This is a genomic window from Deltaproteobacteria bacterium HGW-Deltaproteobacteria-2 (genome assembly GCA_002840505.1).
GTDB lineage: Bacteria > Desulfobacterota > Syntrophia > Syntrophales > Smithellaceae > Smithella.
In genome coordinates, this window is the sequence record PHBC01000002.1 from 118,496 (window position 1) to 143,628 (window position 25,133).

General features: G+C 39.1%; 20 protein-coding genes. 11 read left to right on the forward strand and 9 right to left on the reverse strand.

Annotation, left to right across the window (positions count from 1 at the left end; translation table 11 throughout):
* Positions 1-223: 223 nt before the first annotated feature.
* Complete coding sequence (locus CVU62_04855) at positions 224-2,797, reverse strand: DNA internalization-related competence protein ComEC/Rec2 (GenBank protein ID PKN38190.1); 2,574 nt, start codon at positions 2,795-2,797, stop codon at positions 224-226.
* A gap of 128 nt (positions 2,798-2,925) precedes the next feature.
* Here CVU62_04855 and CVU62_04860 point away from each other — a divergent pair, with 128 nt between their 5' ends.
* From CVU62_04860 to CVU62_04900, 9 genes are all read left to right on the forward strand, one after another.
* Entirely contained in the window at positions 2,926-4,596 is a 1,671-nt protein-coding gene (locus CVU62_04860; protein ID PKN38191.1) for a hypothetical protein, read from the forward strand.
* 63 nt (positions 4,597-4,659) lie between these two features.
* Positions 4,660-6,027, forward strand: coding sequence for a Fis family transcriptional regulator (locus tag CVU62_04865; GenBank protein PKN38192.1), 1,368 nt, complete (start codon positions 4,660-4,662; stop codon positions 6,025-6,027).
* 318 nt (positions 6,028-6,345) lie between these two features.
* Positions 6,346-7,551, forward strand: coding sequence for a hypothetical protein (locus CVU62_04870; protein PKN38193.1), 1,206 nt, complete (start codon positions 6,346-6,348; stop codon positions 7,549-7,551).
* A 91-nt stretch (positions 7,552-7,642) separates the two neighbouring features.
* The gene (locus CVU62_04875; GenBank protein PKN38194.1) at positions 7,643-8,470 is read left to right on the forward strand and encodes an ABC transporter ATP-binding protein; all 828 of its coding nucleotides are present in this window, start codon (positions 7,643-7,645) and stop codon (positions 8,468-8,470) included.
* On the forward strand, positions 8,382-10,415 hold the full coding sequence (locus tag CVU62_04880; protein ID PKN38195.1) for a long-chain fatty acid--CoA ligase: 2,034 nt from the start codon (positions 8,382-8,384) through the stop codon (positions 10,413-10,415). Before CVU62_04875 ends, CVU62_04880 begins: the two co-directional genes overlap by 89 nt.
* Positions 10,416-10,425: 10 nt before the next feature.
* Positions 10,426-11,304 (forward strand): branched-chain amino acid ABC transporter permease, encoded by an 879-nt coding sequence (locus CVU62_04885; protein ID PKN38196.1) that lies wholly within the window; start codon positions 10,426-10,428, stop codon positions 11,302-11,304.
* Between the two features lie 12 nt (positions 11,305-11,316).
* The gene (locus CVU62_04890) at positions 11,317-12,387 is read left to right on the forward strand and encodes a branched-chain amino acid ABC transporter permease (GenBank protein ID PKN38197.1); all 1,071 of its coding nucleotides are present in this window, start codon (positions 11,317-11,319) and stop codon (positions 12,385-12,387) included.
* Between the two features lie 148 nt (positions 12,388-12,535).
* The gene (locus tag CVU62_04895) at positions 12,536-13,336 is read left to right on the forward strand and encodes an ABC transporter ATP-binding protein (GenBank protein PKN38198.1); all 801 of its coding nucleotides are present in this window, start codon (positions 12,536-12,538) and stop codon (positions 13,334-13,336) included.
* A gap of 222 nt (positions 13,337-13,558) precedes the next feature.
* Positions 13,559-14,827 carry an AMP-binding protein gene (locus CVU62_04900; protein ID PKN38199.1) on the forward strand — a complete coding sequence of 423 codons (1,269 nt, stop codon included), beginning with the start codon at positions 13,559-13,561 and terminating at the stop codon, positions 14,825-14,827.
* Between the two features lie 133 nt (positions 14,828-14,960).
* Here CVU62_04900 and CVU62_04905 read toward each other — a convergent pair whose 3' ends face one another.
* The 3 genes from CVU62_04905 to CVU62_04915 all read right to left on the reverse strand — a co-directional run bounded on the left by CVU62_04905 (position 14,961) and on the right by CVU62_04915 (position 19,057).
* The gene (locus CVU62_04905) at positions 14,961-15,305 is read right to left on the reverse strand and encodes a hypothetical protein (GenBank protein PKN38200.1); all 345 of its coding nucleotides are present in this window, start codon (positions 15,303-15,305) and stop codon (positions 14,961-14,963) included.
* A 23-nt stretch (positions 15,306-15,328) separates the two neighbouring features.
* Positions 15,329-17,068 (reverse strand): single-stranded-DNA-specific exonuclease RecJ, encoded by a 1,740-nt coding sequence (gene recJ / locus CVU62_04910; protein PKN38201.1) that lies wholly within the window; start codon positions 17,066-17,068, stop codon positions 15,329-15,331.
* Positions 17,069-17,140: 72 nt separating this feature from the next.
* Positions 17,141-19,057 carry a hypothetical protein gene (locus tag CVU62_04915; protein ID PKN38202.1) on the reverse strand — a complete coding sequence of 639 codons (1,917 nt, stop codon included), beginning with the start codon at positions 19,055-19,057 and terminating at the stop codon, positions 17,141-17,143.
* A gap of 110 nt (positions 19,058-19,167) precedes the next feature.
* On the opposite strand from CVU62_04915, the gene CVU62_04920 reads away from it, so the two are divergent.
* Positions 19,168-19,389, forward strand: a complete 222-nt coding sequence (locus tag CVU62_04920) for a DUF4911 domain-containing protein (protein PKN38203.1) — start codon at positions 19,168-19,170, stop codon at positions 19,387-19,389.
* 26 nt (positions 19,390-19,415) lie between these two features.
* Positions 19,416-20,210 (forward strand): hypothetical protein, encoded by a 795-nt coding sequence (locus CVU62_04925; GenBank protein ID PKN38204.1) that lies wholly within the window; start codon positions 19,416-19,418, stop codon positions 20,208-20,210.
* Here CVU62_04925 and rpmB read toward each other — a convergent pair.
* The 5 genes from rpmB to CVU62_04950 form a co-directional block, all read right to left on the reverse strand.
* Positions 20,203-20,400 (reverse strand): 50S ribosomal protein L28, encoded by a 198-nt coding sequence (rpmB, locus tag CVU62_04930; protein ID PKN38205.1) that lies wholly within the window; start codon positions 20,398-20,400, stop codon positions 20,203-20,205. The two genes, CVU62_04925 and rpmB, sit on opposite strands and share 8 nt — an antisense overlap.
* 179 nt (positions 20,401-20,579) lie before the next feature.
* Positions 20,580-21,878 (reverse strand): diphosphate--fructose-6-phosphate 1-phosphotransferase, encoded by a 1,299-nt coding sequence (locus CVU62_04935; protein PKN38206.1) that lies wholly within the window; start codon positions 21,876-21,878, stop codon positions 20,580-20,582.
* A 3-nt stretch (positions 21,879-21,881) separates the two neighbouring features.
* Entirely contained in the window at positions 21,882-23,324 is a 1,443-nt protein-coding gene (locus CVU62_04940; GenBank protein ID PKN38207.1) for a hypothetical protein, read from the reverse strand.
* A gap of 63 nt (positions 23,325-23,387) precedes the next feature.
* Positions 23,388-24,008 (reverse strand): phosphoribosylglycinamide formyltransferase, encoded by a 621-nt coding sequence (locus CVU62_04945; GenBank protein PKN38208.1) that lies wholly within the window; start codon positions 24,006-24,008, stop codon positions 23,388-23,390.
* A gap of 10 nt (positions 24,009-24,018) precedes the next feature.
* Entirely contained in the window at positions 24,019-25,068 is a 1,050-nt protein-coding gene (locus tag CVU62_04950; protein PKN38209.1) for a phosphoribosylformylglycinamidine cyclo-ligase, read from the reverse strand.
* Positions 25,069-25,133 lie beyond the last annotated feature (65 nt).

A 25,133-nucleotide genomic window follows, 5' to 3' on the forward strand; every position in this document is an offset into this window, starting at 1 on the left:
CCGTATTGATAACTAAAGTTGATAAAAATTATGTAAATCCCTTCGATTTGTTTGTGCTTTTTTCATATTCTACACTTGAAAGTCATAAAGTCAATATTATTTATGGTCGTAAGATATTGTTTTCCCCGTGGTATCAGCAATTATTGCCATGAGCACGACAAAATCTTTATAAAAAAGAAAAATTTTTCGGTTATTGGCTTTTAAACAGGTAATATACAGTAATTTATTTGTTTTTTATGAATGTATCTATTTTTAAGTTATTTCCGTTGGTCGTTAGAATTATTGCTCCATTGTGGTCAGTGCGTAAAATATTGACGCCGGCGTCTTTATATCTTTGCATGGTTGAAGGATGTGGATGGTGAAATACGTTCGCTTTACCGGCGCTGACAATCGCATAACGACAAGAGACAGCTTTGATGAATTCGGTACTGCTGGAATGGTTGGACCCATGATGTGGAACCACCAGAACGTCACTACGTAAATCTGTTTTAGCTTCAATAAGCTGCGTTTCAACATCGCCGGATATATCGCCGGGAATCAGAAAACTTACTTTGCCGAATGTTATTTTTAGAACCAGAGAAGAATCATTAACGTCATCATAGGACAGGTCATTGATATCATTCTCCGAATAATTGGGCGGCCATAATACCTTGAATTTGACTCCATTAAATATTTTTTCCGGAGATTTATTGGAGTGCAAACAAACACTTTGATTGTTGGATTTAATCGTTTTTTCCCATTCCGGAAAATCTTCCGGATCAACCGGAAGCTTCGACTTCCAGATTTGACGGACATCAAAATTATTCATAATATAAATAAGTCCCAGTAAATGATCGGGATGAGGATGGCTGAGCACTGCCGTATCAATATGGCCAATCCTTTCGTGATAAAGAAATGGAGCGACAACAGCCTTTCCAATATCAAAGGTACTCTCCGAGAAACCGCCGCCGTCGATAAGCATATTATCCCCGCCGGGAAATTGTACCAGAATGGAGTTTCCCTGTCCTACGTCTATAACTGTAATTTTTAAATCTGAAGATAATTTATCTCTAACAGTAAAATAAATTATATCCGCGGCAAATAATAAAACAGTGACAACTAATAAATATTTTATAATCCGTAAGCGGCCTGATAAAGATTCTATTGGAATTGTTCTTCTCTTTGCTTCAATAAATTGAATAAGAAGAAATATTAATAAATAAAAAACTGCAATTTCAATCAAATTAGGCCTGATGGTGCTAAGTGAAGACCAGGGAAAAGAAGCTAATTGATTAATCATGTCTACTGATATTTGCACAAAGAGAGAAGCCAGTTTAATAAAATAACCGGCAATGGTTGAAGAAAAGAAGGCGGAAAGGATAAAAAGCATGGATATAGCCAGCGTCAGTGTTCCCAGAAGTGGAACAGCAATCAGATTAGCAATAATTGTCACGCAGGAGACACGGTTAAAATAATACATGATCAGAGGCAATGTGCCGATTGTTGCCGCAATGCAAACGATAACTGACAAATACGCATAATGGATTATACCTTGCGTCCATAAAGGAAGCGTTGAAATATTTCCTGAAATAATTCCACTGAATTTGGGTACAATATAGATTAATGATAAGACAGCCATGAAAGAAAGCTGAAAGGAAATATCAAAAAGAGCTTGAGGTGAGATAGCCAGAATAATTAGTCCCGCCAAAGCCAGGGTAGAATAGAGGTCTTTTTGTTTTCCCGAAATCAGGGCGATCAAAAAAATCAGTGCCATGAGAGCCGAACGCATAACAGTAACTCCCATCCCCGCAATGAAGGCGTAAATCAATACCATAATAAATGCCGCCGTTGCCGCTAATTTAATTATGTTGAATCTGAGCATTAGATATTCTGAAGATTTCAAGATGAGGAAAGCGAAGAAGAAAGCTACAGCCGAGACCATTCCGATGTGCAGACCGGATATGGAAAGGATATGCGCAGCGCCTGTTTTATTGAAATTATCCCGCACATCTGTGGGAATTTCATTTTGATTGCCGATAGTCATGGCTTCGATGATTTCCCTTTGTGGCGAAGAGGAATTATTATAAATTATTTGTTTTAAATAATTTCTAAAAGATTCCAGATAATGACGCGTGCAGTCTGCTGTTCGTTGTCTAAGAAGTATAATCTTGGATGCGTCAGAAATAAATCCAGTGGCATGTATACCCTGAAGATTCAAATAACGTTCATAATCAAACCCGCCCGGATTATTGAAACTATGAATCTTTTTTAAGGTTGAGTGAAAGCGGATGAAATCACCATATTGGAATTCTAAATTCGGTGGGATAACCAGACGAATGTTACCTGATACCGAAATGTAATTTTTATCTCTGATTATTCTCAAACAACGTACGATCAATACATTTTTATCGAGGTAGGCGAGGGGAGCTTCTATCACAATGCCTTCCATTGCCAATTTGCCTTTATCTGTATATTGTCCGATATGTTGATTTTGCTCAAAAAAATACCGCTGCTTTTGAATATTAAAAAAACCAAGCAGAAAAATAAGGAAGAGAATTAAAAATAGACCGGTAATCAACCATTTATTCGTGAAACTCCAATTCCGAAAGTAAAACCAGGCGCATGACAGGCGAAGTGCTGCGGAGTCTTTTTCTAAAGAATGATTTGTGGTTTTAGGCCCGTAATTTATGATTGTTATAATAAGAAGAAAAGTTAATATAATTGTGATTAATAAAAAATAATAGGGCAAGGAGAAATATCTTCCGGCAATAATTCCGGCGATGAATGCAATTAAAAGATAAATTAATGGTCTGCGCATATTTTTAAAAATTTATTTTTACAAGACAATAATTCAAATTAATTAGCGAAAACTGCTAAAATATTATAGTATGATTTTAAATTACAACTTGCTTTGGGTTTCATACCCGTGATTCAAAAGGAAATGAAATGCCTGTACTGTATAACGAAGCCTTAATCAAAGAAAAAAATACAAGGCGTTTATTTTTTTTAATCGTATCCAGGGTTATTCTTGTAACTCTATTTCTGGGGACAACCGTTTTTCTCGATATCAGAAAACAGGAATTTTCAATATCACAAATAACTATTAGTTTTTTTTATTTTATCACTGCTGCGTTTTATTTCTTTTCGGTTGTTTATATTTTCCTTCTTAAATTTCTGAAAAATATACGGAGTAATATTTATTTACAACTCACTGTGGATATCGTTTTGATCACTTTTCTTGTTGGCCTGACCGACAACATCCAAATTGATTATTCTCTTTTTTACACGCTGGTTATAATTTATTCGGTGCCATTTCTGGGTCGCAGTGGAGGATTAATTGTAGCTTCGGTTGCCAGCATATTTTATGGCGTGCTGGTGGGCCTTAAATTTTTCGACCTACTGCCTTTTGCTTCTTCTATCGGACATTATTATAATCTTAACGCTTATGATGTATTAACAAATATTCTGGTGCATATCGTATCCTTTTACGTTTTAGCTTTTTTAGCCGGTTTTGCTGTTGAGCAGGAAAAGAAAACAAGATCTTTACTGGAAGAAAAGAAATCGGAATTTAATCAATTGGATTTGCTTTTTCGCAGCATTGTAGAGTCTGTTTATACCGGTGTCATGACTGTTGATTTGAATAATATTATCAAAACTTTTAATAACGCTGCGGAAGAAATTACCGGATTTCCACGGTCAAAAGTATTAGGTCTTAAAATAGATGATGTATTCCCTGAGTTTCTGCCTTTTATGAATACAGAAATGATCGATCAACAATTCAAAAACCGGATTGAAGTTTTAATAAATGGAGGAAGGGGTAGTGAAGTTAATTTGGGTTTGTCGGTTTCTCCGCTCAAGGGAAGAAGCGAAAATCAAATTGGAAACATTTTAATATTTCAGGATTTAACTCAAATTACAGAGATGGAAAAGAAACTCGAAATGAACAGGAAGATGGCAATAATCGGCGAAATGGCGGCCGGATGGGCACACGAAGTTCGTAATCCGCTGGCGGCAATAACCGGTTCAATAGAACTATTAAAGAAGGGATTAGAACCCGAAGGAACCAATAAGCGTTTAATGGAGATAATATTGCGAAGCAAAGACCAATTGGACAGCTTCGCCCGTGATTTTCTTTTGCTGGCTCGTTCGGTACCGGTATCAAGGGAATTTGTTAATTTAGAGGAAGTTGTTGAAGAAGTCTTCGAACATATAAAGTTGTCTCCGGAATGGAAAGACAAAATCAGAATTCAGAAAAAATTATCGGCTAATGAGAAAGCATTTGCCAATAAAGAACAGGTCCGGCAAATTATTAACAATCTGGTTCTCAATGCCGTGCAGTCCATGGAAGAGGATGGTGTTTTGTCTGTCGAAACTAAAATCGTGCAGTTAGATGATGAGAAAAAATATGCCGAAATCAAAGTTGCGGATACAGGATGCGGTATCAGCAAAGATGAGTTAAACAGAGTATTTGAACCTTTTTTCACGAATAAAACGAAGGGAACCGGATTGGGATTAACCATTGTTAATCATATCGTTGACGGCTACAATGGAAGAATCAAAATAGAGAGTACCGTAAATGAGGGAACTGTCTGTTATGTCTGGTTGCCCGTAATATAGTGAAAAGAAGAATTAAATATTCTGCTGTTGAGATGTTATTGAAAGGAAGCGGAGGTAAAAAGCATGGCGAAAATTCTGGTTGTTGATGATGATCAGGGCATGAGAGAATTTATGGAAATTATGCTTGCTCAGGAAGGCTACGATGTAACCAGCATCGGAGAACCGGTAAAAGCAATTGATCTATGCCGCAAGACCGCCTTTGATCTGATTATTACCGATTTAAAAATGCCTAAAATCAGTGGAATTGATTTTCTCAAAGTCATCAAGGATCACAGACCTGATGCCATAGTTATTCTTATTACGGCTTACGCTTCAGGAGAAACAGCAATAAAAGCGATGAAAGAAGGGGCTTATGATTATGTGGAAAAAGGCGGAAGTATTGAAGAAATAAAAAAAGTTGTACGCTCGGCCCTGCAGAAAAAAGGATTGATTGAAAATAATATTGGGGAAGAAAAATTACTGGCAGATGCGGCAAATTCATTCTGCGGAATGATCGGAACCAACAGGGAAATGATTAAAATATTCGCGACAATAAAAAAAGTGTCCGATACACTGGCGAATATTTTAATACTGGGTGAAAGCGGAACAGGAAAAGAGCTTGTCGCGCGTGCTATTCATGAAAATTCTTCCCGTCTAAAAAAACCATTTGTGGCCATTAACAGTGGTGGAATACCGGAGAATCTTCTGGAGAGCGAACTTTTCGGATACATGAAAGGCTCTTTTACCGGAGCTTACGCCGATAAACCGGGATTCTTTGAAATGGCGCGTGGCGGCACCATATTTCTTGATGAAATAGGCGAGTTATCTCCGACTTTGCAAGTCAAGCTCTTGAGGGTGGTTCAGGAAAGAACATTCAGGCGGATAGGTGGTTCGGAAGACATCAAGGCAGATGTACGCATCATTTCCGCGACAAATCAGAATTTAAAGGAAAAGGTAAGCAAGGGAGAATTTCGAGAAGACCTCTATTATAGACTCAATGTTATTCCCATTCATCTTCCTCCGCTGAGAGAGCGGAAAGAAGACATTCCTCTTCTTATCAGTTATTTTATAATAAAATATGCGGAAATGTTCGGCAAGGAGATACGGGATATTTCTTCATATGCCATGGAATTGTTGACAAATTATGCTTTTCCGGGCAACGTTCGTGAATTAGAAAATATTATTGAACGCAGTGTCGCCATGGAGAGCTCCAACATAATACTTCCGGAAAGCTTAACTTTGCATCCTGAAGCGTCTCAAAGTGTCCCAAGGTTTGATATTGAGATAACGGATAAAGGAATTGACCTCAACATGGAGATGGGAAAAATAGAAAAGATAATAATTGAAAAAGCTTTGCAGAAAACTAATGGATCAAAAGTAAAGGCTGCTGAATTGTTAAATGTCACCTTAGATTCTTTGCGCTACCGCATTGAAAAGCTTGGCGTTGAATAATATTAAAAAATAATTAAATAAAAGCTTGGAGATTGTTGTCATCCACGGCGGTTTTTTTGTTTCTTTTTCCTTGACTTTTAAGCGATATTTGCTCTATATCCCTCATTATAAGAGGCAACAATGAAAATGTTAAGATTTCATTTTATGAAAAGGGCAGTTTTCTTTTATTTTTTTATCTTTATTAACTTAAAGGTCTGCCTGATAAAATCATGACCATTTACAAAGGGAAATGAACCGTGGGCAGAGAAAATCCCACGGTTTTTTTTTGCCATAATTATGGCATGTTACTAAATTAAAAAGAACAAAAGGGGAGGGGAAATGACTATGAGAAGTAAATTCTGGATAACAATTTTAGCTGCTGTTTTTCTGGTTGCATGCTTTGGCAATGTGCAGGCAAAGACAATTAAAGTTGGAGCTGCAATCAACCTGACAGGTCCGGCATCAACTTGGGGCAAATTTCATGAAAAAGGTCAGCGTGATTATTTTAATTATGTAAACGAAGTGAAGGGTGGAGTTTTCGGTAATAAGATTGAAATGATTACTTATGACACCGCTTATAAGGTTCCCGAAGCGCAGGCAGCGGTAAACAAATTCGTTCTGCAGGATAAAGTGGATATGATCGCTACCTGGGGAGCAGGCGAGGGATTGGCGGCAAAACCCATCATACAGAAATATAAAGTGCCCACAATCAACTATTCCACCAGTTGGGAAATACTGGAAAAACCGGTTGATTACATGTATTTGCCTTTTGGCAGTTACAGAATGGATTGCCATGCCGTGTTGGAGTACATTAAAGTCATTCATAAAGGTAAAGAAGCTCCCAAAGTTGGTCTTTTGACTTACAACAATGCCTATGGCCGTTCAATCCATACTCCCAGCAAGGAATACGCCCAGAAGCTAGGGATCAACCTTGTAGCAGTGGAAGAATTTCCACCCAAAACCGTTGATCTCAATACAGAACTTCTTCGTCTTCAAAAAGCCGGAGCGGAATATGTGTTTATGCAGATGCTGCCTTCAGCAATCATCACGGCTTTCAAAAGTGCTGATCGTATAAATTACAGTCCTGTTTTTCTGGGAACATGGACGTCGACAGACCCCGATTTCTTTAAAATGGGTGCGGGGCTTATCCGTGATAGACTGATAATCCAGTTTCCGGGAGGATTACCTGTTGATAAATCAAAAGGAATTGCCGCAATGCAGCAGTTATGGAAACGATATAAAACAGTGGATAAATTTGATGCTTCTTACTGGGAAGGAGTTGTTATCGGTATGATTATGGAACGAGCTTTTATCCGTGCATATGAAAAGAGTAAAAATATTAATCCGGAAACAATAAACGCGGCTCTGGAATCGTTCAAGAAAGAAAATTTCGGCGGCTTGGTTCCGGCAATAACTTATACCAAAGATGATCACGGTGCTTCTTTTACCGCGCGCATGGTTAGAGTGAAGGAAGACGGAACTTATATACCACTTACAAATTTTTATGTTCCCGGTAAGGACAAAATCAAACTGTTAAAGAAGTAGATGTATACTAAACAGACGTTGCCGGATATTGAATAATTTCCGGCAACGTCTGTAAGCAAAATGTTTCGGTTATATTTAATAAGAGGTCTAAATGAAGGCTTTTCGCAGCCGGCCGTCGATAATGGTCAATCGGCGGGAAGAAGAAAAAAAAGCTGAGCTGGAGATTCAGAATTTACGTTTGAGTTTCGGCGGAGTCGTTGCCGTCAAGGATGTTGATCTTAAAGTTCACACCGGTGAACTAATGGCGATTATTGGTCCCAATGGAGCAGGGAAAACTAGCCTTCTCAACTGCATAACCGGTTTTTACCGGGCCCAGCAGGGGAAAATACTTTTCAACGGTAAAGACATCACTCATCTGCATACCCATGAACTTGTTGGTGTGGGCATAGGCAGAACTTTCCAGAATATAGAACTTTTTCCGGGAATGACTGTTCTGGCCAATATGACTCTGGCGCGTCATATTCACTGTCAATACAGTTTCATCAAATCATTTCTTTTTTCCAAATCCGTAAGAGAAGAAGAAATTCGTCACAGGCAGATTCTTGAAGAAATAATTGATTTTCTGGAAATGCAGTCCATACGTAAAAAAACAGTCGGCTCTCTTCCTTATGGAATGCAGAAAAGAGTGGAGCTGGGCCGGGCGCTTGCTCTGGAGCCAAAGTTGCTGGTTCTTGATGAACCTTTCGCCGGTATGAACATGGAAGAAAAAGAGGATATGGTTCGCTTTCTTCTGGAGTTGAATCATAGATGGGGGCTTACCATGATTCTGGTCGAACATGATATGTCTATTGTCATGAGCATTGCCCAGAGAATTATGGTTTTAAACTTCGGTGAAAAACTGGGTGAAGGAAGCGCCGAAGAAGTCAGCGTCAATCCTGAAGTCATCAAAGCTTATCTTGGCGAAGCTGAAGCTTTATAGACATTTAAGGCGTTATATTTTGCATAAAGAAGAACAACATAAAACAAAAACCAGATTAACGCTGCCGCAGTTGTTGGTAGAAAATGCCACTACGTATGGCGATACCAAAACAGCAATACGTGAAAAGGCATATGGCATATGGCAGAAATACAACTGGGCAGATTACTGCCGGTATATGCGGACAACAGCGGCCGGGTATGCTTCGCTTAATCTTAAGCGCGGTGAAAACGTCTGTATGATTGTGCATAATCATCCCGAGTGGCTTTTCTCGGAGCTGGCCGCGCACGCTCTGGGCGCGACAACTCTAAATTTGTTTACTTCTTCCATTGCCGATGAACTGGCTTTTTCCATCAAACGGATTAACTCACCTGTCGTAGTTGTCCAGGATCAGGAGCAGGTGGATAAACTTTTGGAGGTCAAAGATAAACTACCGCAGACAAAAAAAGTTATCTATATTGATCCCACGGGCATGACTTCGTATGAGGATGATCCGTGGCTGATAAGCTATGCCAGACTTCTGGAAGAAGGGGAAAAATTCATCAAAAATCATCCTGATTTTATCGAAAATGAAATAAATAAAGGCAGACCAGAGGATATCGCTGTAATGATCCAGACTTCAGGAACCACCGGCATTCCCAAACTGGCCATGTTGTCACACCGTAATCTGACCACTATGGCCGGACAGTGGGTGGAAGCTGCAAATATCAAGCCGGAAGAAAACTGGCTGTCGATGTCTCCGCCAGCGTGGATTGTTGATCAGATGTGGGGGATGGGCGTTGCGCTCGGAAGTGCCATGTGTATGAATTTTCCGGAAACCGCTGAAACGGTTTTGGAAGATTTTCGGGATATCGGCCCTTCGATGATTATTACCTCTTCGCGCTTCTGGGAAGATATGGCCTCACGCATCCGGGTAAAAATATCCGATGCGAGCTGGTTGAAAAAGAAATTATTTTATTTTGGTGAAAAAATCGGTAAAAAGGTTGTGGAAAAACAATCGCACAAAGAGCCTTTGCCTTTATCACTGCAAGCTTTATATAAAGTAATGTCTGTCGCAGTTTATCGTCCGCTTCTTGATCGTTTGGGGTGCGCTCGTTTTCGGAGCGCCTTTACCGGTGGTCATCCCATCAGTCCCGATGTCATTTTATTTTTCCGGGCGATGGGCTTGAATTTAAAACAATGCTATGGTCTCACGGAATCGTGTGGCATCTTTCAGATACAGCCTGACGATGAAGTCAAACTGGAAACGGTGGGCAAACCTCTGACACTGACTGAAGTAAAAATAGCTGATGATCAGGAAGTGCTGGTCAAATCCGAAGCAAATTTCTCCGGTTATCACAATGATTATGAGTCAACGCAAAACGCTTTTGAAAACGGCTGGCTCAAAACCGGCGATGCCGGATACATCGACAACGACGGCCATTTGCTGATCATTGGCCGCAAGGAAGATATTATTCGCAATAAAAGCGGCGAGGCATTTTCGCCTGATTTTATCGAGACGCGTCTTAAATTCAGTCCATATATTAAAGAAGCCGTTACCTTCGGTGAAGCTCGCCCCTATATCACGGCCATGATTAATATTGATCTGGGCAATGTTGGCAACTGGGCGGAGGACAGAATGATCCCGTACACAACATACATGGATCTTTCCCAGCAACAGGCAGTAGAGGAATTGATTCTCAAAGAAGTTATAACGGTAAATGAACAGCTTCCCGAAGTAATGAAGATAAAAAAAATTGTTCTGCTGTATAAATTACTGGATGCGGATGACGAAGAGCTTACACGTACCGGTAAAGTGCGCCGCCGCTTTGTTTACGGCTTGTATCTGAAGATAATTGAGGCTATGTACAATAATCAGAAGAATGTTGAGGTTACCGGCAAGGTAAAGTATCGCGATGGAAGAATAGGCGAAATAGAAACAACGATCAATATTATTAATGTGAGTTAGGAATTTATAAATGGAATTTTTTCTGCAATTATTAGTCAACGGCGTTTGCGTGGGGCTGCTCTACGGTATTTCCGCGATGGGCTTTGTCATGATTTTTAAATCATCGAGTGTATTGAATTTCGCCCATGGAGAACTGCTGGCATTGGGAGCTTTCTTTTTTCTTTCGCTAGTTACCTGGGCGCAATTGCCAGTTTTCGTCGCTTTTATTCTTACCCTTATCGGTTGCTTTATTCTTGGATTCCTAATTGAGAGATTTTTTCTGCGTCCGTTAATCGGCGAAAAACTTATTTTTGTTATTATGCTGACAGTAGGACTGGCCGCCATGTTCAAAGGCCTGATTCTTCTGATCTGGGGCGGTAATTTATATACCTATCCGGAATTCCTGCCCCCGACAATGGGGCTGCAATTTGGTGCCATCTATATAGCACCGGTTTATTCGGCCACGCTGGTCATCAGCGTTATTTTTCTTGTTCTGTTCGGGTTATTCTTTAAAAAATCAGCCCAGGGGATTTATATGCGCTCAGTTGCCGATAATCAGAAAGCGGCGCTATCGCTGGGTGTTCATGTGCGACGAGTATTCGCGCTTTCCTGGGCGATTGCCGCGCTTGTCGCTTCCATGAGCGGCATTGTTCTCGGAATTATCAACGGCGTCAATGTTCATGATTTGAGTTCCATCGGCCTTAAAGTTTTCCCTGTGGTTATTTTGGGGGGGCTGGACAGCATCGGCGGCGCGATTATCGGCGGAATTATCATCGGGCTTCTGGAGACATTTACAGGCGGTTACCTGTCGCCATCGTTGCGTGACGTTGTTCCTTATATTGTTCTTGTATTTATTTTGATGGTCAAGCCATACGGTTTGTTTGGCCTGGTGGAAATTGAAAGAGTTTAGGAAATAAATAAAATGAAAAAATTATCTTTTCATCCCTGCGGTAATTATCGTGAGACTTACAAGCAGGAATTAAATATTTTCGAAACCGATTTCGGCAGGCTTTGGCTGTTTGTTTTTCTGGCAATGCTTTTCTTTGTCGCTCCTTTTGTTTTAAGTCCATACATGCTCTATATTCTGAATACAATCGGTATCGCGGCCATTGCCGCCATCGGTCTTAATATTTTGATCGGTTACACCGGGCAGATTTCTCTGGGACACGGCGCCTTCTTTGGCGTGGGGGCTTACGCTGCGGCGATTCTGGCTACAAGACTGGGAGTGGGATTTTACGTAGCAATTCCTGCGGCGGGTATTATTACCGCTCTCATCGGTATGATTTTTGGTATACCTTCAGGAAGATTGAAAGGTCTTTATCTGACAATAGCCACACTGGCCGGACAATTTATCATTGAGTACGTTTTGATACAGTGGGACAGTCTAACTAAAGGCACAATGGGAATTACTCTTCCTTCGCCGCAAATCATGAATTGGCAGATAGCGGGAGACAAAGCTTTTTTCTTCCTGATTTTCGTGAGCCTTGTTTTGATGACCTGGTTTGCGGTAAATATAATCAGGAGCAAATACGGGCGGGCTTTTATAGCCATCCGTGATAATGACCGTGCCGCAGAAGGTATGGGTATCCCGATTTTCAAATACAAACTACTTTCGTTCGGCATCAGTTCTTTTTACGCGGGATTTGCCGGAGCCCTTTGGGCTTATTATATGGTGAGCATTACAACGGAACCTTTTAACCTGGGGCTTTCCGTTGAATATATAGCCATGGTAATTATCGGCGGCATGGGCAATATTCCCGGCGCGATTTTTGGAGCTACCTTTATTACACTGCTGAATGAATTTTTACGATTTTTCACCGGTGTGTTAATGAATGTTCCTGCAATAGCCAGTTGGGGTTTAAACATGGCTCCGCTGCGCGAATTTGTTTTTGGTCTGGCGATTGTGTTATTTATATTAATAGAACCGAAGGGCTTGGCTGAAATCTGGCGAATAATTCGTTCCAGTTTCCGGCTCTGGCCGTTTTCGTATTGATAAAGTGAGAGCTTTGCGTAACTATTTTTTAGTCATTCCGGTGAAAACCGGAATCCAGAAAATAATTGAAAATACTGGATACCGGCCTGCGCCGGTATGACAAAATTAATGAATTGATCTGGTTGTTGAAAGGTCTCAAGGTGTGTATATGGGCGATATTCTTCTACAACTTAATAATATATCTGTTGTATATTCAGATGTTATACAGGTATTAAAAGGTGTTTCTTTAAGTGTGGAAAAGGGCCATATCGTGTCTCTTTTGGGTAGTAACGGTGCCGGTAAAACAACCACGCTCAAAGCCATATCAGGGTTGCTGAAACCGGAAAACGGTGAAGTAACAGAAGGAACAATAATCTACAACGGAGTCAACATTCAGAATCAGGCGCCGGAATTCATTACCCGTCAGGGCATCATTCAGGTTCTTGAAGGTCGCCAGCCTTTTAAATATCTCACAATTGAAGAGAACCTGCGCGTGGGCACCGCCACCAGATTCGGGAAACCCTACAAACAGGATTTGGAGCTTGTTTACAATTATTTTCCCGCTCTGGTTCAAAGAAGAAAAGCACTGGCCGGATATTGCAGCGGCGGTGAATTGCAGATGCTGGTAATCGGCCGCGCTTTAATGGCGCATCCGCAACTTTTATTACTTGACGAACCTTCACTGGGATTGGCGCCTTTGGTTGTGCAGGAAATATTTCGCATCATCAAAAAAATTAACGAAGAACAACAAGCGACAATCATACTTGTGGAACAAAATGCCCGGATGGCCCTGCAGGTCGCTCATTACGGGTACGTTATGGAAAACGGTAAAGTCATGATGGAAGGGACTTCCAAAGAATTATCCGACAATCCCGATATAAAGGAATTCTATCTGGGCATGGCCGCATCGGGAATCGCGAAATCTTACAAAGACGTGAAGTCGTATCGACGCCGCAAACGCTGGCTCTGATACCCTTTCGCTTGGAAGATGCCGCCTAATTGGCGACACTTCCCGGTAAGGAAGAAGTCATTTTCTATTGTGCGCCCTTCGGTTGCACATCCGGTCAAAGGATAACGAGGCGGCAAGGAGGAGGCTCCGCAGGCGTATATGAAAATACGTTGAGGAAGACGACGATCCCGCATACGCGGGACAGGCTCCGCCAACAAAGTTAGCCAAAGAAAGCAAAAGGGTATGGGAAGGAAATATATGAATCAACTATTTGATAAAAAAGAATCGTGGGGGAAGAGGAAGAGAAAAAGCCAGCAGGATAAGGCGTTGGTGGAGATGGTCAAGCTCGGGTACGAAAAATCGGCGCGTGTAAAAAAGATGCTGGATGCTAATAATATCAATCCTGCCAATATTAAATCGCGCGAGGATTTGGAGTGTCTGCCGGTTACATCGCGGGAGAAATTAGTCGAAATGGAACAGCAGAATCCGCCTTATGCCGGGCTGGAAAATCCGGATATTCCCATCGACAGAATTTTTACCTCTCCAGGGCCGGTTTATGAACCGCATCTTTCAGAAACAGATTATTTGTGGGCAAGGGCTTTTTTTGCGGCGGGTATTGGTCCAAAAGATATCGCGCTCAATGCCTTTTCGTATCACCTGGTTGCAGCAGGACTGACATTTCATAATGGCCTGCGCCGAGTCGGCGCTACAGTAGTTCCCTCCGGTGCTTCTTCTTCTCAAGTGCAGGTGCAGTTAATAAAAGATTTGAAAGTTACTTCTTACGTGGGCACACCAAGCTTTTTGAAGGCCATTATTGATAAGTCTAAGGAAATGGGTTTCGATTTCAAAAGGGATTTCCTGGTGAAAAAAGCCTGTTTTGCCGCCGAGACACTGCTACCGGATTTGCGCCGCTCTTTCGAAAATGATTACGGCATTGACACTTATCAAATGTATGGAGCAACTGAAGTAGGCGATGTTGCCTATGAATGTTCTGAGAAAAAAGGATGGCATATCTGTGAAGAGACCATCGTGGAAATCGTTGATCCGGCAACCGGTAAAAATGTTCGTGATGGCGAGTTGGGTGAAGTGGTGGTCACGAGACTCAACAACATTTTCTTTTTACTGCGTTTCGGAACAGGGGATTTGTCGCGTTTGATTACAAAAGCTTGTCCCTGTGGACGTACTTCATATCGCCTGGCAGGAATCGCTGGCAGGGTAGGGGATGCTGTGAAAGTTCGCGGATTGTTTGTCGCTCCCAGCCAGATCAAAATGCTTCAGGCGAAATTTAATAATCTTCCTCTACAGGTGGTCGTCAGTCGAACAGGTCATGAAGATGTGCTGAAATTGCGGATTGAAAAGATCTCGCCGGAAATCGGCAGCGCTTCCTGGGGGGAAAATTTCAAAAAAGTATTTCGCGAAATCTGCACGGTGGGAATCAATACTCTGGAATACATAGAAGCCGGAGCAATCAAACCGGAGGAGAAGTTGATTGTTGATCAGAGAAAGTGGTAACAAGATAACAAAAAACCGTCACACCGGCGAAGGCCGGTGTCCATAATCTTATAAGTTATAATACTGGATTTGCCCTAAAGGGCACTTCGCCTGCTTTCGCCGGAATGACAAATTAAAATACTTGTAGAAATTTTCATTTATTAATCAGCTTTTTCCCTGATTGATAACTGTCGATCATGGAAAACATCCAAAGTAACAGCATGAAAAACAAAAGAGGAAGAATATAATCCAGATTTAACTCCGCTAGAGATTTGATTGCTAATCTTACAACAGCTTCAAAAGTAACCGTTCCCTTTTTAAAGGGTGTGATTTTTAAAATATCTCTGGTTGTTTGAATTACATACCACAAAATAGATGAAGTTCCGGCCATGACGGCCGAAATTATTAAGATGCCTTTTTTGTATTGCTTTAAATAAATCTGTCCCCATCCGGGGAATAAAAGGGCGTTAAACAATAATGCTTTGGTAGCAGTCTTCATAGAGCTATCTTCAGCCCCTTTTTTCAGGAAATAACATCAACATCTTTAATTTTCAGTTGAATATCCGAAGAGCCGTTCCAGTCATTGATCTGCGGTGTGAAGACTATATCAAGACTGGATCCGTTAATCGCAGGCAAATGTTCACCCATATAAAACCAAATGGACCCGTGGGATATACCATCGCGATTGAGCCACATTTTCAGATGGTTATTGCCGACAACGATAGGTGCGGAAACTTTGATATTGTGAGCGTAAAGCACTGGTTCAGGATTATTGCTGCCAAATGGCGCAAGCATTTCCATCTGGTTCATTAAATTCAGATTAATATCTGTGAGTTGGCATTCCGCATCGATTATAGTTTGAGAAAGAAGTTCCGGAAGTTGAACACTGTTGGAAATTATTTCATCCAAATGAAAGGTAAATTGTTCAATGTTTTCTTCCTTGATGGAGAAGCCGGCGGCATAACAATGCCCGCCATAGGAAAGTAAAAGAGGGGCGCACTGTTGAATGCCTTTGTAAATATTGAAACCGGAAATACTTCTTCCTGAGCCTTTGCCTATACCATTGTTTAAGCTGATGACAAATGCCGGACGATTGAAAAGATCAACGAGTTGTGAAGCTACAGTGCCGATAATTCCCGGATGCCATTTATCAGATGTAAAAACAAGAGCATTTCTTTTACCGAGACTCTGGTTAGCTCTTATTTTTTCAAGAATTTCATTTATAATTTCTTTGCCCATAAATTGACGTTGCCGGTTATAGGAATCAAGCTTTTTGGCCAGTAATCGGGCTTCTTCCATATTATTAGTCAAGAGTAATTCCACGGCATCCAGAGGAGAAGCAATGCGTCCGGCGGCATTAATACGGGGAATAAGAGAAAAAGAAGCTTTGAAAGAATCTATGTTCTGATTATCAACACCGCTGACTTCTTTGAGAGCTTTGATTCCCGGTCGCAGACCTTCAGTAATTAATTCGAGCCCGATTTTGGAAAAAATCCTGTTTTCGTCAACAAGAGGTGCGATATCGCCAATGGTCCCCAGAGCAACAATATCCAGATATTCTTTTAAATTAGGATAATCGTTGTTTTTCCAGAATCCCTCTTTGTTTAATGTGCCGCGTAAAGCAATAAGAAAGTTAAAAGCAATGCCCACACCGGCGAGCCCTTTGAACGGGAACGTACAATCTTCACGATTCGGATTTATAGAGGCTATAGCAGAAGGGAGCGGACCTGATATTGCGTGATGATCCAATACAATCGTATCAATGCCCAGTGATCGGGCATAAGCAATTTGTTCCAGGTCGGAAATACCGCAATCAACGGAGATGATTAATTTGACATTATTATTTTTGAATTTGTCAATGGCTGGTATGTTTAAACCATAACCTTCCTGTACCCTGTCGGGGATATAATAATTTACATTAGGTGTTATTTCTCTGATAAACTTGAAAAGAATAACAACAGAAGTTATTCCGTCAGCGTCATAATCCCCGTATATAATTATCTCTTCGTGATCATAAATCGCCTTTAATAAACGTGAAATGCCCTTTTTCATATCTTTCATTAAAAAAGGACTGTGCAGATTATTAAGGGAAGGGTAGAGGTAATTACGAACTACTTCCTTATCCTGAAAGCCTCTATTGACCAGAATTTGAGATATAATCGGGTGAATCCCGAATTCTTTACTGAATAGATTTTTTATATTTTTATCGCCGGATTCTATTATTTTCCATTTTGTTACCGGTAATCGTCTAGTTGTCGTCATTGTATGTGGTACTTCTTATTTACTTTCTTTATTTTTTATCATATCAACGTAGCGTTTTATGTCAAGCATTTGCTATTTCTTTTCGAAAATAATGTTTTTTATTGATGATTCATGTTTTTGTAATTCAAGAGCATATTTTTTAAAATCATTAATATTCTCCACTTTAACAGTTTGTTCCATGTTTTCTGATTCAAGATGGACATCAAAAGTGGATCTTTTGAAACTGTATTTTTCAGTTCTGTATTTAAACGGTTTTTTGAACGTAAAGTCAGACGGCAATCTTTTTATTTTAAAACCTGACGGAAATTTATAGGAATAGTTTTCTATCGAGAAAAATGACTTTTTTAAGCTAATCGGATATTGGCGATCATTTGTAGCGGTTATATCCCGGTAAGAATCAAAAGTAATAATATTGGACAAGACCATTGTTTCTTCATCCAATTTTTGCGCCAGATTCTTTATATTTCCCGAAAGTTTGATTACAAATGGTCTTTGAGTGTCTGTAAAACTGCTTATATTAAAATCCTTAACTTCAATTCCGCGTTCTTCATAAAATTTTTTTCTTTGTTCCGGTGGAGAATATTTAAAAGAGTACCTGACAGATTCAGCAGCTTTTCCAAAATATGTCTGAGTATAATCAATAGTCGCATTTCCTTCCTGGTTAATATTGTATTTTATATCTACATTATAATAATCTTTTTTCCTGTCCAAATCCGGAGTTTTAATAAAGCGATAAGAGCCGTCGTCATTAATCAGAAAAACGTTAGTGGAAATAAGAAAAGGGGTCGAATTATAAGCGGCGGTTTCATTCGTGGCATCCAGCCAGAAATATTTTTTGGAAGATGGAATAACCGCGATGACATGATTAAAAGCATTTAATGAAGGCGTGGATTCATCAAAATATTTGCCGTTAGCTGGAACAAGAGCAGGTTTTCCTTCAATGCCGGCTATTTTAAGCATAGTCAGTAAAAGAACTGTTTTATCTTTGCAATCGCCATATCTTTTTTGGAATATTTCGGATGCCTTATGAGGCTTATGGGTATGAGGGCCCAGTAAAACAGCAATATATCTGATGTTTTGAGAAACAAAATTAAAAATAGTATCGATCTTTTCTTCATCGGTATTTTTACCGGAAATAAGTTGCCTGGTAAAATTATCCAATTCATTATCGGATTGCATCTGTTCCTTAATAAGTTTTATATACCAATTGGAAATGATGTCCCAACTGTTGAGCGTCCAAAAAGAAATCTGAGGGAAGATATCGCTGTCATAAAAAGAAGGCATCCTGGATTCCGGAATTATTTCTTTTTGCTTAGTATTATCAAAAATATACCTTTTTCTGCTGCCGTCGGAAATGATTTGAGGTGCAAGAGTTGTCTGAAATATCTTGTATTTTAATTCGATATTGGACGGTAATACTATTTCCAATATGTCTTTTTCTATGGGGAAAATATTGCGGAAGAAAAAGATGTCGTAGTAGTCGAAGGATAAAACAGGTTTTAAATTTTCTATTTCGTAAGCGTATTCAATTATGCAGCCATCTTCCACTGCCGGGATGGTAAATCGCTTTACTTTAATGTCGGTGTAAAATTCATAACCTTCATACTCTGAAGAATCGATAATGTCTTTACTGTCTAGAGTAACAATCTTTCCATCAGGTTTGATGGTATTGGCAAAAAGAACTTTAGCTTTTTGATATCCTTCGCGGTAGGATATAGAACGTGACGCAAAACTGCGTCCACGCTCATTAAATATTTTAATACGCATTAAATTCTTGTTGATACTGGTACCGTCGGTGAAAAATTCTATATAGCTATAGGAATATAAGACATCTACTCCGGCGTTGGGATGTGCTTCGGCTTTTGGCGCCTGATTTAAAAACGTATTTATATCACCATCGTCGGTTATGCTTCTAATATTGGAGTTAATGGCAGAACAGGATAAAATGAATAATGATAAAAAGATAAGTATGATCTTAGGTGTGTGCATGATTTGCTCCGATTTTATTTTGATTGATCATACAGTCTTTATATTCCGGCGTCAATTGGTCATTGATTCTTGATCTTTGAGTTGATCAATGATAAATATAAAATCAAAAAATGATAAGAAAATATTTAAAATTAATGCGAAAAGATATTTCCTTAATCCAATTTATTATTGAAGGATATGAGGGAATGGCCACGGTAACAACAATTGATCCTCACGCTGCAATAATCCAAGTTTCTATTATCCCGGATTTTATTTTAGAGATGGGTGATATAATTAACGATCTGAAAAATAAATATAAAATGGAAGAAGTTGCTGATTATCAGACAAAATAATAAACAATTTTGGCAGGCAAATTTATATGTTCATGTTAACTCACACTTATTTCTTGCAGAAATTTTTAGCTGCGGCAGATTTACAAAATATTGACCTGGATATTTATGTTTATAACATTGTCCCTGATTTATTAACAATTCATCCGCAAATTAATTCCGATAAAACTCATAATATCCGAAGAACTTTACAAATACCGGCCCAATACTCACGATCGGCTTACGTTATGTTTCATCTTCTGGTAGATGATCTCTCCCATTATGGATATATTAGCTCCGATTCTCACAAAGCATTCGACTCTAACTCTCAAGGCTATTCTTATCTAAAAGGCAAATATTTGATTAATTCCATCTTGGACCTGCACAGAATGATCAAAAAAGAAATTTCTTATGAGGAGGCGATTTATCAATCACATTTGATTATCGAGATGAGCTATGATCTTGTTATTTTAAATCAGATTAATTCATTTAGAACTATTGATCTATTAGCGGAAGCCATAGATTTCACTGCAAAAAACAAAATGGATCAATTCGTTGCCACAATCAATTGGTTATATGGCGTGGGGAAAAATGAAATTAATGAAGTAATGAGAAATGCATCCATCTATATTACTAAAGATAGATTGGAGGAAATCATGAATATTGAAAGCCGAATTCATCTTTACAAAGATAAATTCGGCCTGAAAAGCGATGATCAACTATTTTATGATGGTCTTAAAAATTTATTTCAGCACGCTAGAGATTTAATTGATGATGAAGAATTATTTTTTCAAGAAACCGTTCAGACTATAAAAAATTATAGTTGGCTTCCAACTTTTATATAGCTTTTTTTACAAATCCGGAGCGAATACAACGAGTGCAGACTTTTACTCTCTTTATCGATCCGGTTTTTTCATCAACACAGCGTAATTTTTGAAGATTTGGATACCACACCGCTGCCGTTTTATTATTAGCATGGCTCACCAAGTTGCCAACAGACGGCTTTTTACCGCATACTTCACAAACACGAGACATTTGAATATCCTCCTAAAATTGTGCGTCGTACCTAAACCATAAGTCAATATTTTGCAAGCATTTTTTCGTTAATATTCTAAATTAAAGGGATTTGTATTTATAAAAATAAATATTGTCGGGAATAATCATGAACAGACAATATTAAACAATTGATATTATTAACAGTATTTATGATTTTGTTAATTTTTCATTGAAACCGGTTGTCCGGTGGTTTCTAGAACTCTGAACCAGATATCGCTCTGCGGATCGATTTTTCTCCCGGAAGTGACCACACCAAGGGGAAGATGAACGTATTCATCTTTCATTAGAGCAACCAGAATACCGGTTTTACCGGCCATTCCAGCGTGCACCGAGTACTGACCCAGCATATTGCAATAAATATCGTCTGAAGTATTGGAGGGAACAGAACGAATAAGATAACTTGGTTCAATGTATTTTAAATTAATTTCCAAATTGATTTTATTGAAGTAATCGTTAATCGCATTTTTTAAAAATAGTCCTATATCAAGCAAACGGATATTTCCTGAAGGATCTTTTTCCAAAGCAAGTTCGTTTTCTCTTAAGAGGTTTTGCCCCGCTCCTTCCGCGACGAGAATAACGGCGTGTCCTCTGGTTTTTATGCGTTTTCTTAGTATTGTTAAAAATCCTTTTTTACCTTCCATGTCAAAAGGCACTTCCGGAATTAAAACAAAGTTGGTGTCATTTTGCGCCAGAGCCGCATAGGCGGCTATGTGACCGGAATTACGTCCCATAATTTTGATCAGTCCAATCCCATTGAAGGCTCCCCTGGCTTCCACATGGGCACTTCTTATGGCTTCCGCCGCTTTTTCTATGGCTGTATCGAAACCGAATGATTTCTGAATCAAATTAAGATCGTTATCAATAGTTTTGGGAATGCAGACAATGGAAATTTTCAGATTTCTTTTATTTACTTCAGTTGTTATTTTTTCAGCCGCCCTGATTGTTCCATCACCGCCAATGCAAAAAAGAATATTGATTCTTAATCGGTTAAGATAATCCACCATCACATTAACGTCCTGTGGGCCACGGGACGTGGAAAGGATGCTTCCTCCTATGCTGGTTATATCTTTTACCAATTCCGGAGAAAGTTTGACTAACTCATGCCCTAAATGAGGATTCAACCCCCGCAGGCCATACCTGATGCCGATTATATCTTTAACATTGTAACTGAAGAAGAGAGCTGTTGTAATTGATCTGATGACATCATTAATACCCGGACAAAGACCGCCGCAGGTAACAATTGCCGCTCTCGTTTGTGAAGGATTAAAAAATATCTTATCACGTGGTCCTGCAAGTTCCACGGAAAGAGGTTGACCTTTCTTGTCGGCGAAGGAAAGATAATTATCTAAAAGAGAATTGAACAATAATCTTTTATTGTCATCTGTGAAATTATTTATTGCCAGAGGAGATTTAATTAATCTTTCCCCAAGATTATCAATTGAAAAATCGTATTTCATAAATCACTTTCTTTTGTCTGTTACAAAGTTTGCGGCATTTATGCCGGAAATTATTTCTCCCTCGAAGCCGGCGTCTGCTAATAATGACGCACCGGTAAGATAAATGTTGTCAAATTTAGTTTTATTACTTTTTGCTGCAAAACCGGTAATGAAAGAATTTCGTAATTGATATTTAGGATTAACAATATCGCGTTGTTTTCTGGAAATATTTATAGATTCTTTTATATCGAAAATTTCAATATTTTCTTTTAAAAAAGGCAGAAAATATTCGAGGCGCTCAATTATTGATCGTGAATTTGCCGTTAAGTTCTCGCTGGACCAAATCATTTGATCATCATGAAGGAAAACAGTTGCTGATAAAGAACTTTTTGCCAAAGAGGTAGTTTTTTCATCATCTGACGAGCTCAGTTCCAAAATAATCAGATTATCGTCATAGAGGTCTTTATTTACATCAGAAATTACAGCAACATGCCTGGCCATTTTTTCAGACACAGATTTCTGGCGAATTCCCAGATGAATTGTAAAAGGATAATAAGGAACTTTAATCGGTCTGATCAAATCATCCAGATTAATTTGATTTTTACGATCAAAGAGCATGTTCATTTTCTGCCATTTCGTACTGACAATTAAGTTATCAGCTGAAATCTTTGAGGCAACACCATTTTTATCAGTAAAATTTACTTCGATTAATTTATCTTTTTTAATAGACGATATTTCGCAATTATTAAGATACGAACCGTTGGTGGACTCCAACTCCTTTAATAAAGAATTTAAAATTGTTTGCTTGCCTTGTGAAAAATAATAAACGCCGCGCAGAGGCGCGGAGAGTTGAAAATGTGAAAAAATAGAATCTTGATCTTTTATTCTGAAGGAAAGCAACGCCTGCTGTGCTTCCATGACTTTTCTGAAAGAAATATTTCCTGAACAAGTCCACTTAAATTTAATATTATCAAATTTATATTTGATTAAATGTGGTATCAGCTTTAAAAATTCAAAGTAGTCTTTTACACTTTTAAGTTGAATAGACGGGTGATTATGAACCCATGTACTTAAGATATCAGAATTTTTTACAACAGCATCGTAAAAGGAACGAATTTCCCCGGCCAGTTGCGGGAATTCTCTAATTATTTCTTGAATCAGTAATTCTTTATCGTTGAAAAAATCCAGTCGATGTTCAGGCAGGATTATTTGATAAGCAGGGTTTAATAAAGAACTTTTTTCTTCAATTGGGAAAATTCCCGCCTCAGCAAGAAGTGAAAGACATATTTGATTTTCGCCAAAACCGGTTAAAGGCGTGGGATCGACATTGAAAGGAAAACCTCCAATTAAACAAGACTCTCCTATGCCATTTTCTGCCAGCAAAACTGTATTGATGTTTTGGCGGGATGCAACTGCAGCGGCAACATGGGACGAAAGATCATCACCTATGACAATTAAATCGTACATAAATTAATTTATTTCCCCATTAATAAAATAATACAGGTGATATCAATCCAAACTAAAAGATGTTTATTCTTGGGCTTTGATTCGTACCTTGCGTCCTTTTATTTCTATCTTGCCATCTGCAAAAAGTTGGATTGCTTGAGGATAAATCATGTGCTCTTTCTTTAATATTCTCGCGGCTAATGTTTCTTCGGTATCATCATCAAAAACCTGTACAGCGCTTTGAATTATGATCGGTCCGGTATCCACGCCTTCATCAACAAAATGGACTGTACAGCCGGATATTTTGACACCGTATTCCACAGCCTGTTTCTGTCCGTGAATTCCTGGAAAAGATGGCAGGAGGGCAGGGTGAATGTTCATTATTTTATGAGAAAAAGCTTTCAAAAACGCAGGAGTAAGAATACGCATAAAGCCGGCTAAAATAACAAGATCAACATTATTGCTTTTTAAAATATTTATTAATTCTAAATCAAAGTCTTCTTTGTTTTTAAAGTTTGTGTGTTTTAAAATAACAACGGGTATGCCGTGTTTTTTTGCTCTGATGATACCGTATGCATCGGGATTATTACTGATAACAATTTTAATAATTGCTCTTAAGGATCCTTTTTCAATGTGATCTATAATAGATTGCAAATTGGAACCATTGCCGGAAATCAGAACTCCCAATTTCAATAAATCAGCCATGTTTTTAATCCTAATTTTCAGAAAGACAAACCTGCTCTTGTTTGTCTTCTTTTTTTTCTACAACACCTATCAGATAAGCTTTTTCGCCCAGCATTTCCAAACGATGAAGAACTTCCTCGCATTCTTTTTCTGCAACGATGATCATCATTCCAATGCCCATGTTGAAGACACGAAACATTTCTTTTTCTTCAACATCGCCTATTTCCTGAATAACATGGAAGATAGGAGGTATTTCCCAACTGCCTTTTTTAATCACTGATCGGCAGGATTGAGGGATTATCCTGGGAATATTGTCGTAAAATCCGCCGCCGGTTATATGGACAAGACCTTTGACATTGAAACTCTTAAAAAGATTCAGGAGAGGTTTAACATAAATTCGTGTTGGTTCCAGCATCTCCAGACCAATTGTATTTTTCAGACCGGTAACTTTATCGTTAACACTTAAATTCCCTTTTTCCAGAAGAACTTTTCGGGCTAAAGAAAAGCCGTTACTATGTAAACCGCTGGAAGCGAGTCCGATCAGCCGGTCATTTACACTAACTGTGGATCCGTTAATTAATTTATCCATTTCCACCACGCCAACGCAAAAGCCGGCAAGGTCATATTCTCCGGATTTATAAAAACCGGGCATCTCAGCTGTTTCGCCGCCCAAGAGTGTGCATCCGGCCTGCCTGCATCCCTCAGTTATTCCTTCAATAATTTTTACACTTTTTTCTAATTCTATTTTCCCCGTAGAGAGATAATCGAGGAAAAATAGAGGCTCCGCGCCCTGAACAACTACATCGTTTACCGACATGGCTACCAGATCTATGCCAATGGTATCGTGCTTGTCCAGTAATTGGGCAATTCGAAGTTTAGTGCCTACGCCATCGGTGGAAGAAACCAGCAAAGGATTTTTATAATTGATAGGATTAAGATGAAAAAGACCGCCAAAACCGCCGATACCTGAAACAACTTCTTTGCGTGCGGTTGTTTTTATTGCTGGTTTAATGCGTTCTACAAATTCGTTAGCAGTATCAATATCCACGCCTGCATCTTTATAGGTAGTTTTATTTGTCATGTCGCCCCTGTATGAAATAGATTATTTATATAAAGTGTGTTAATTTGTGTAACGTAAATCAGTTT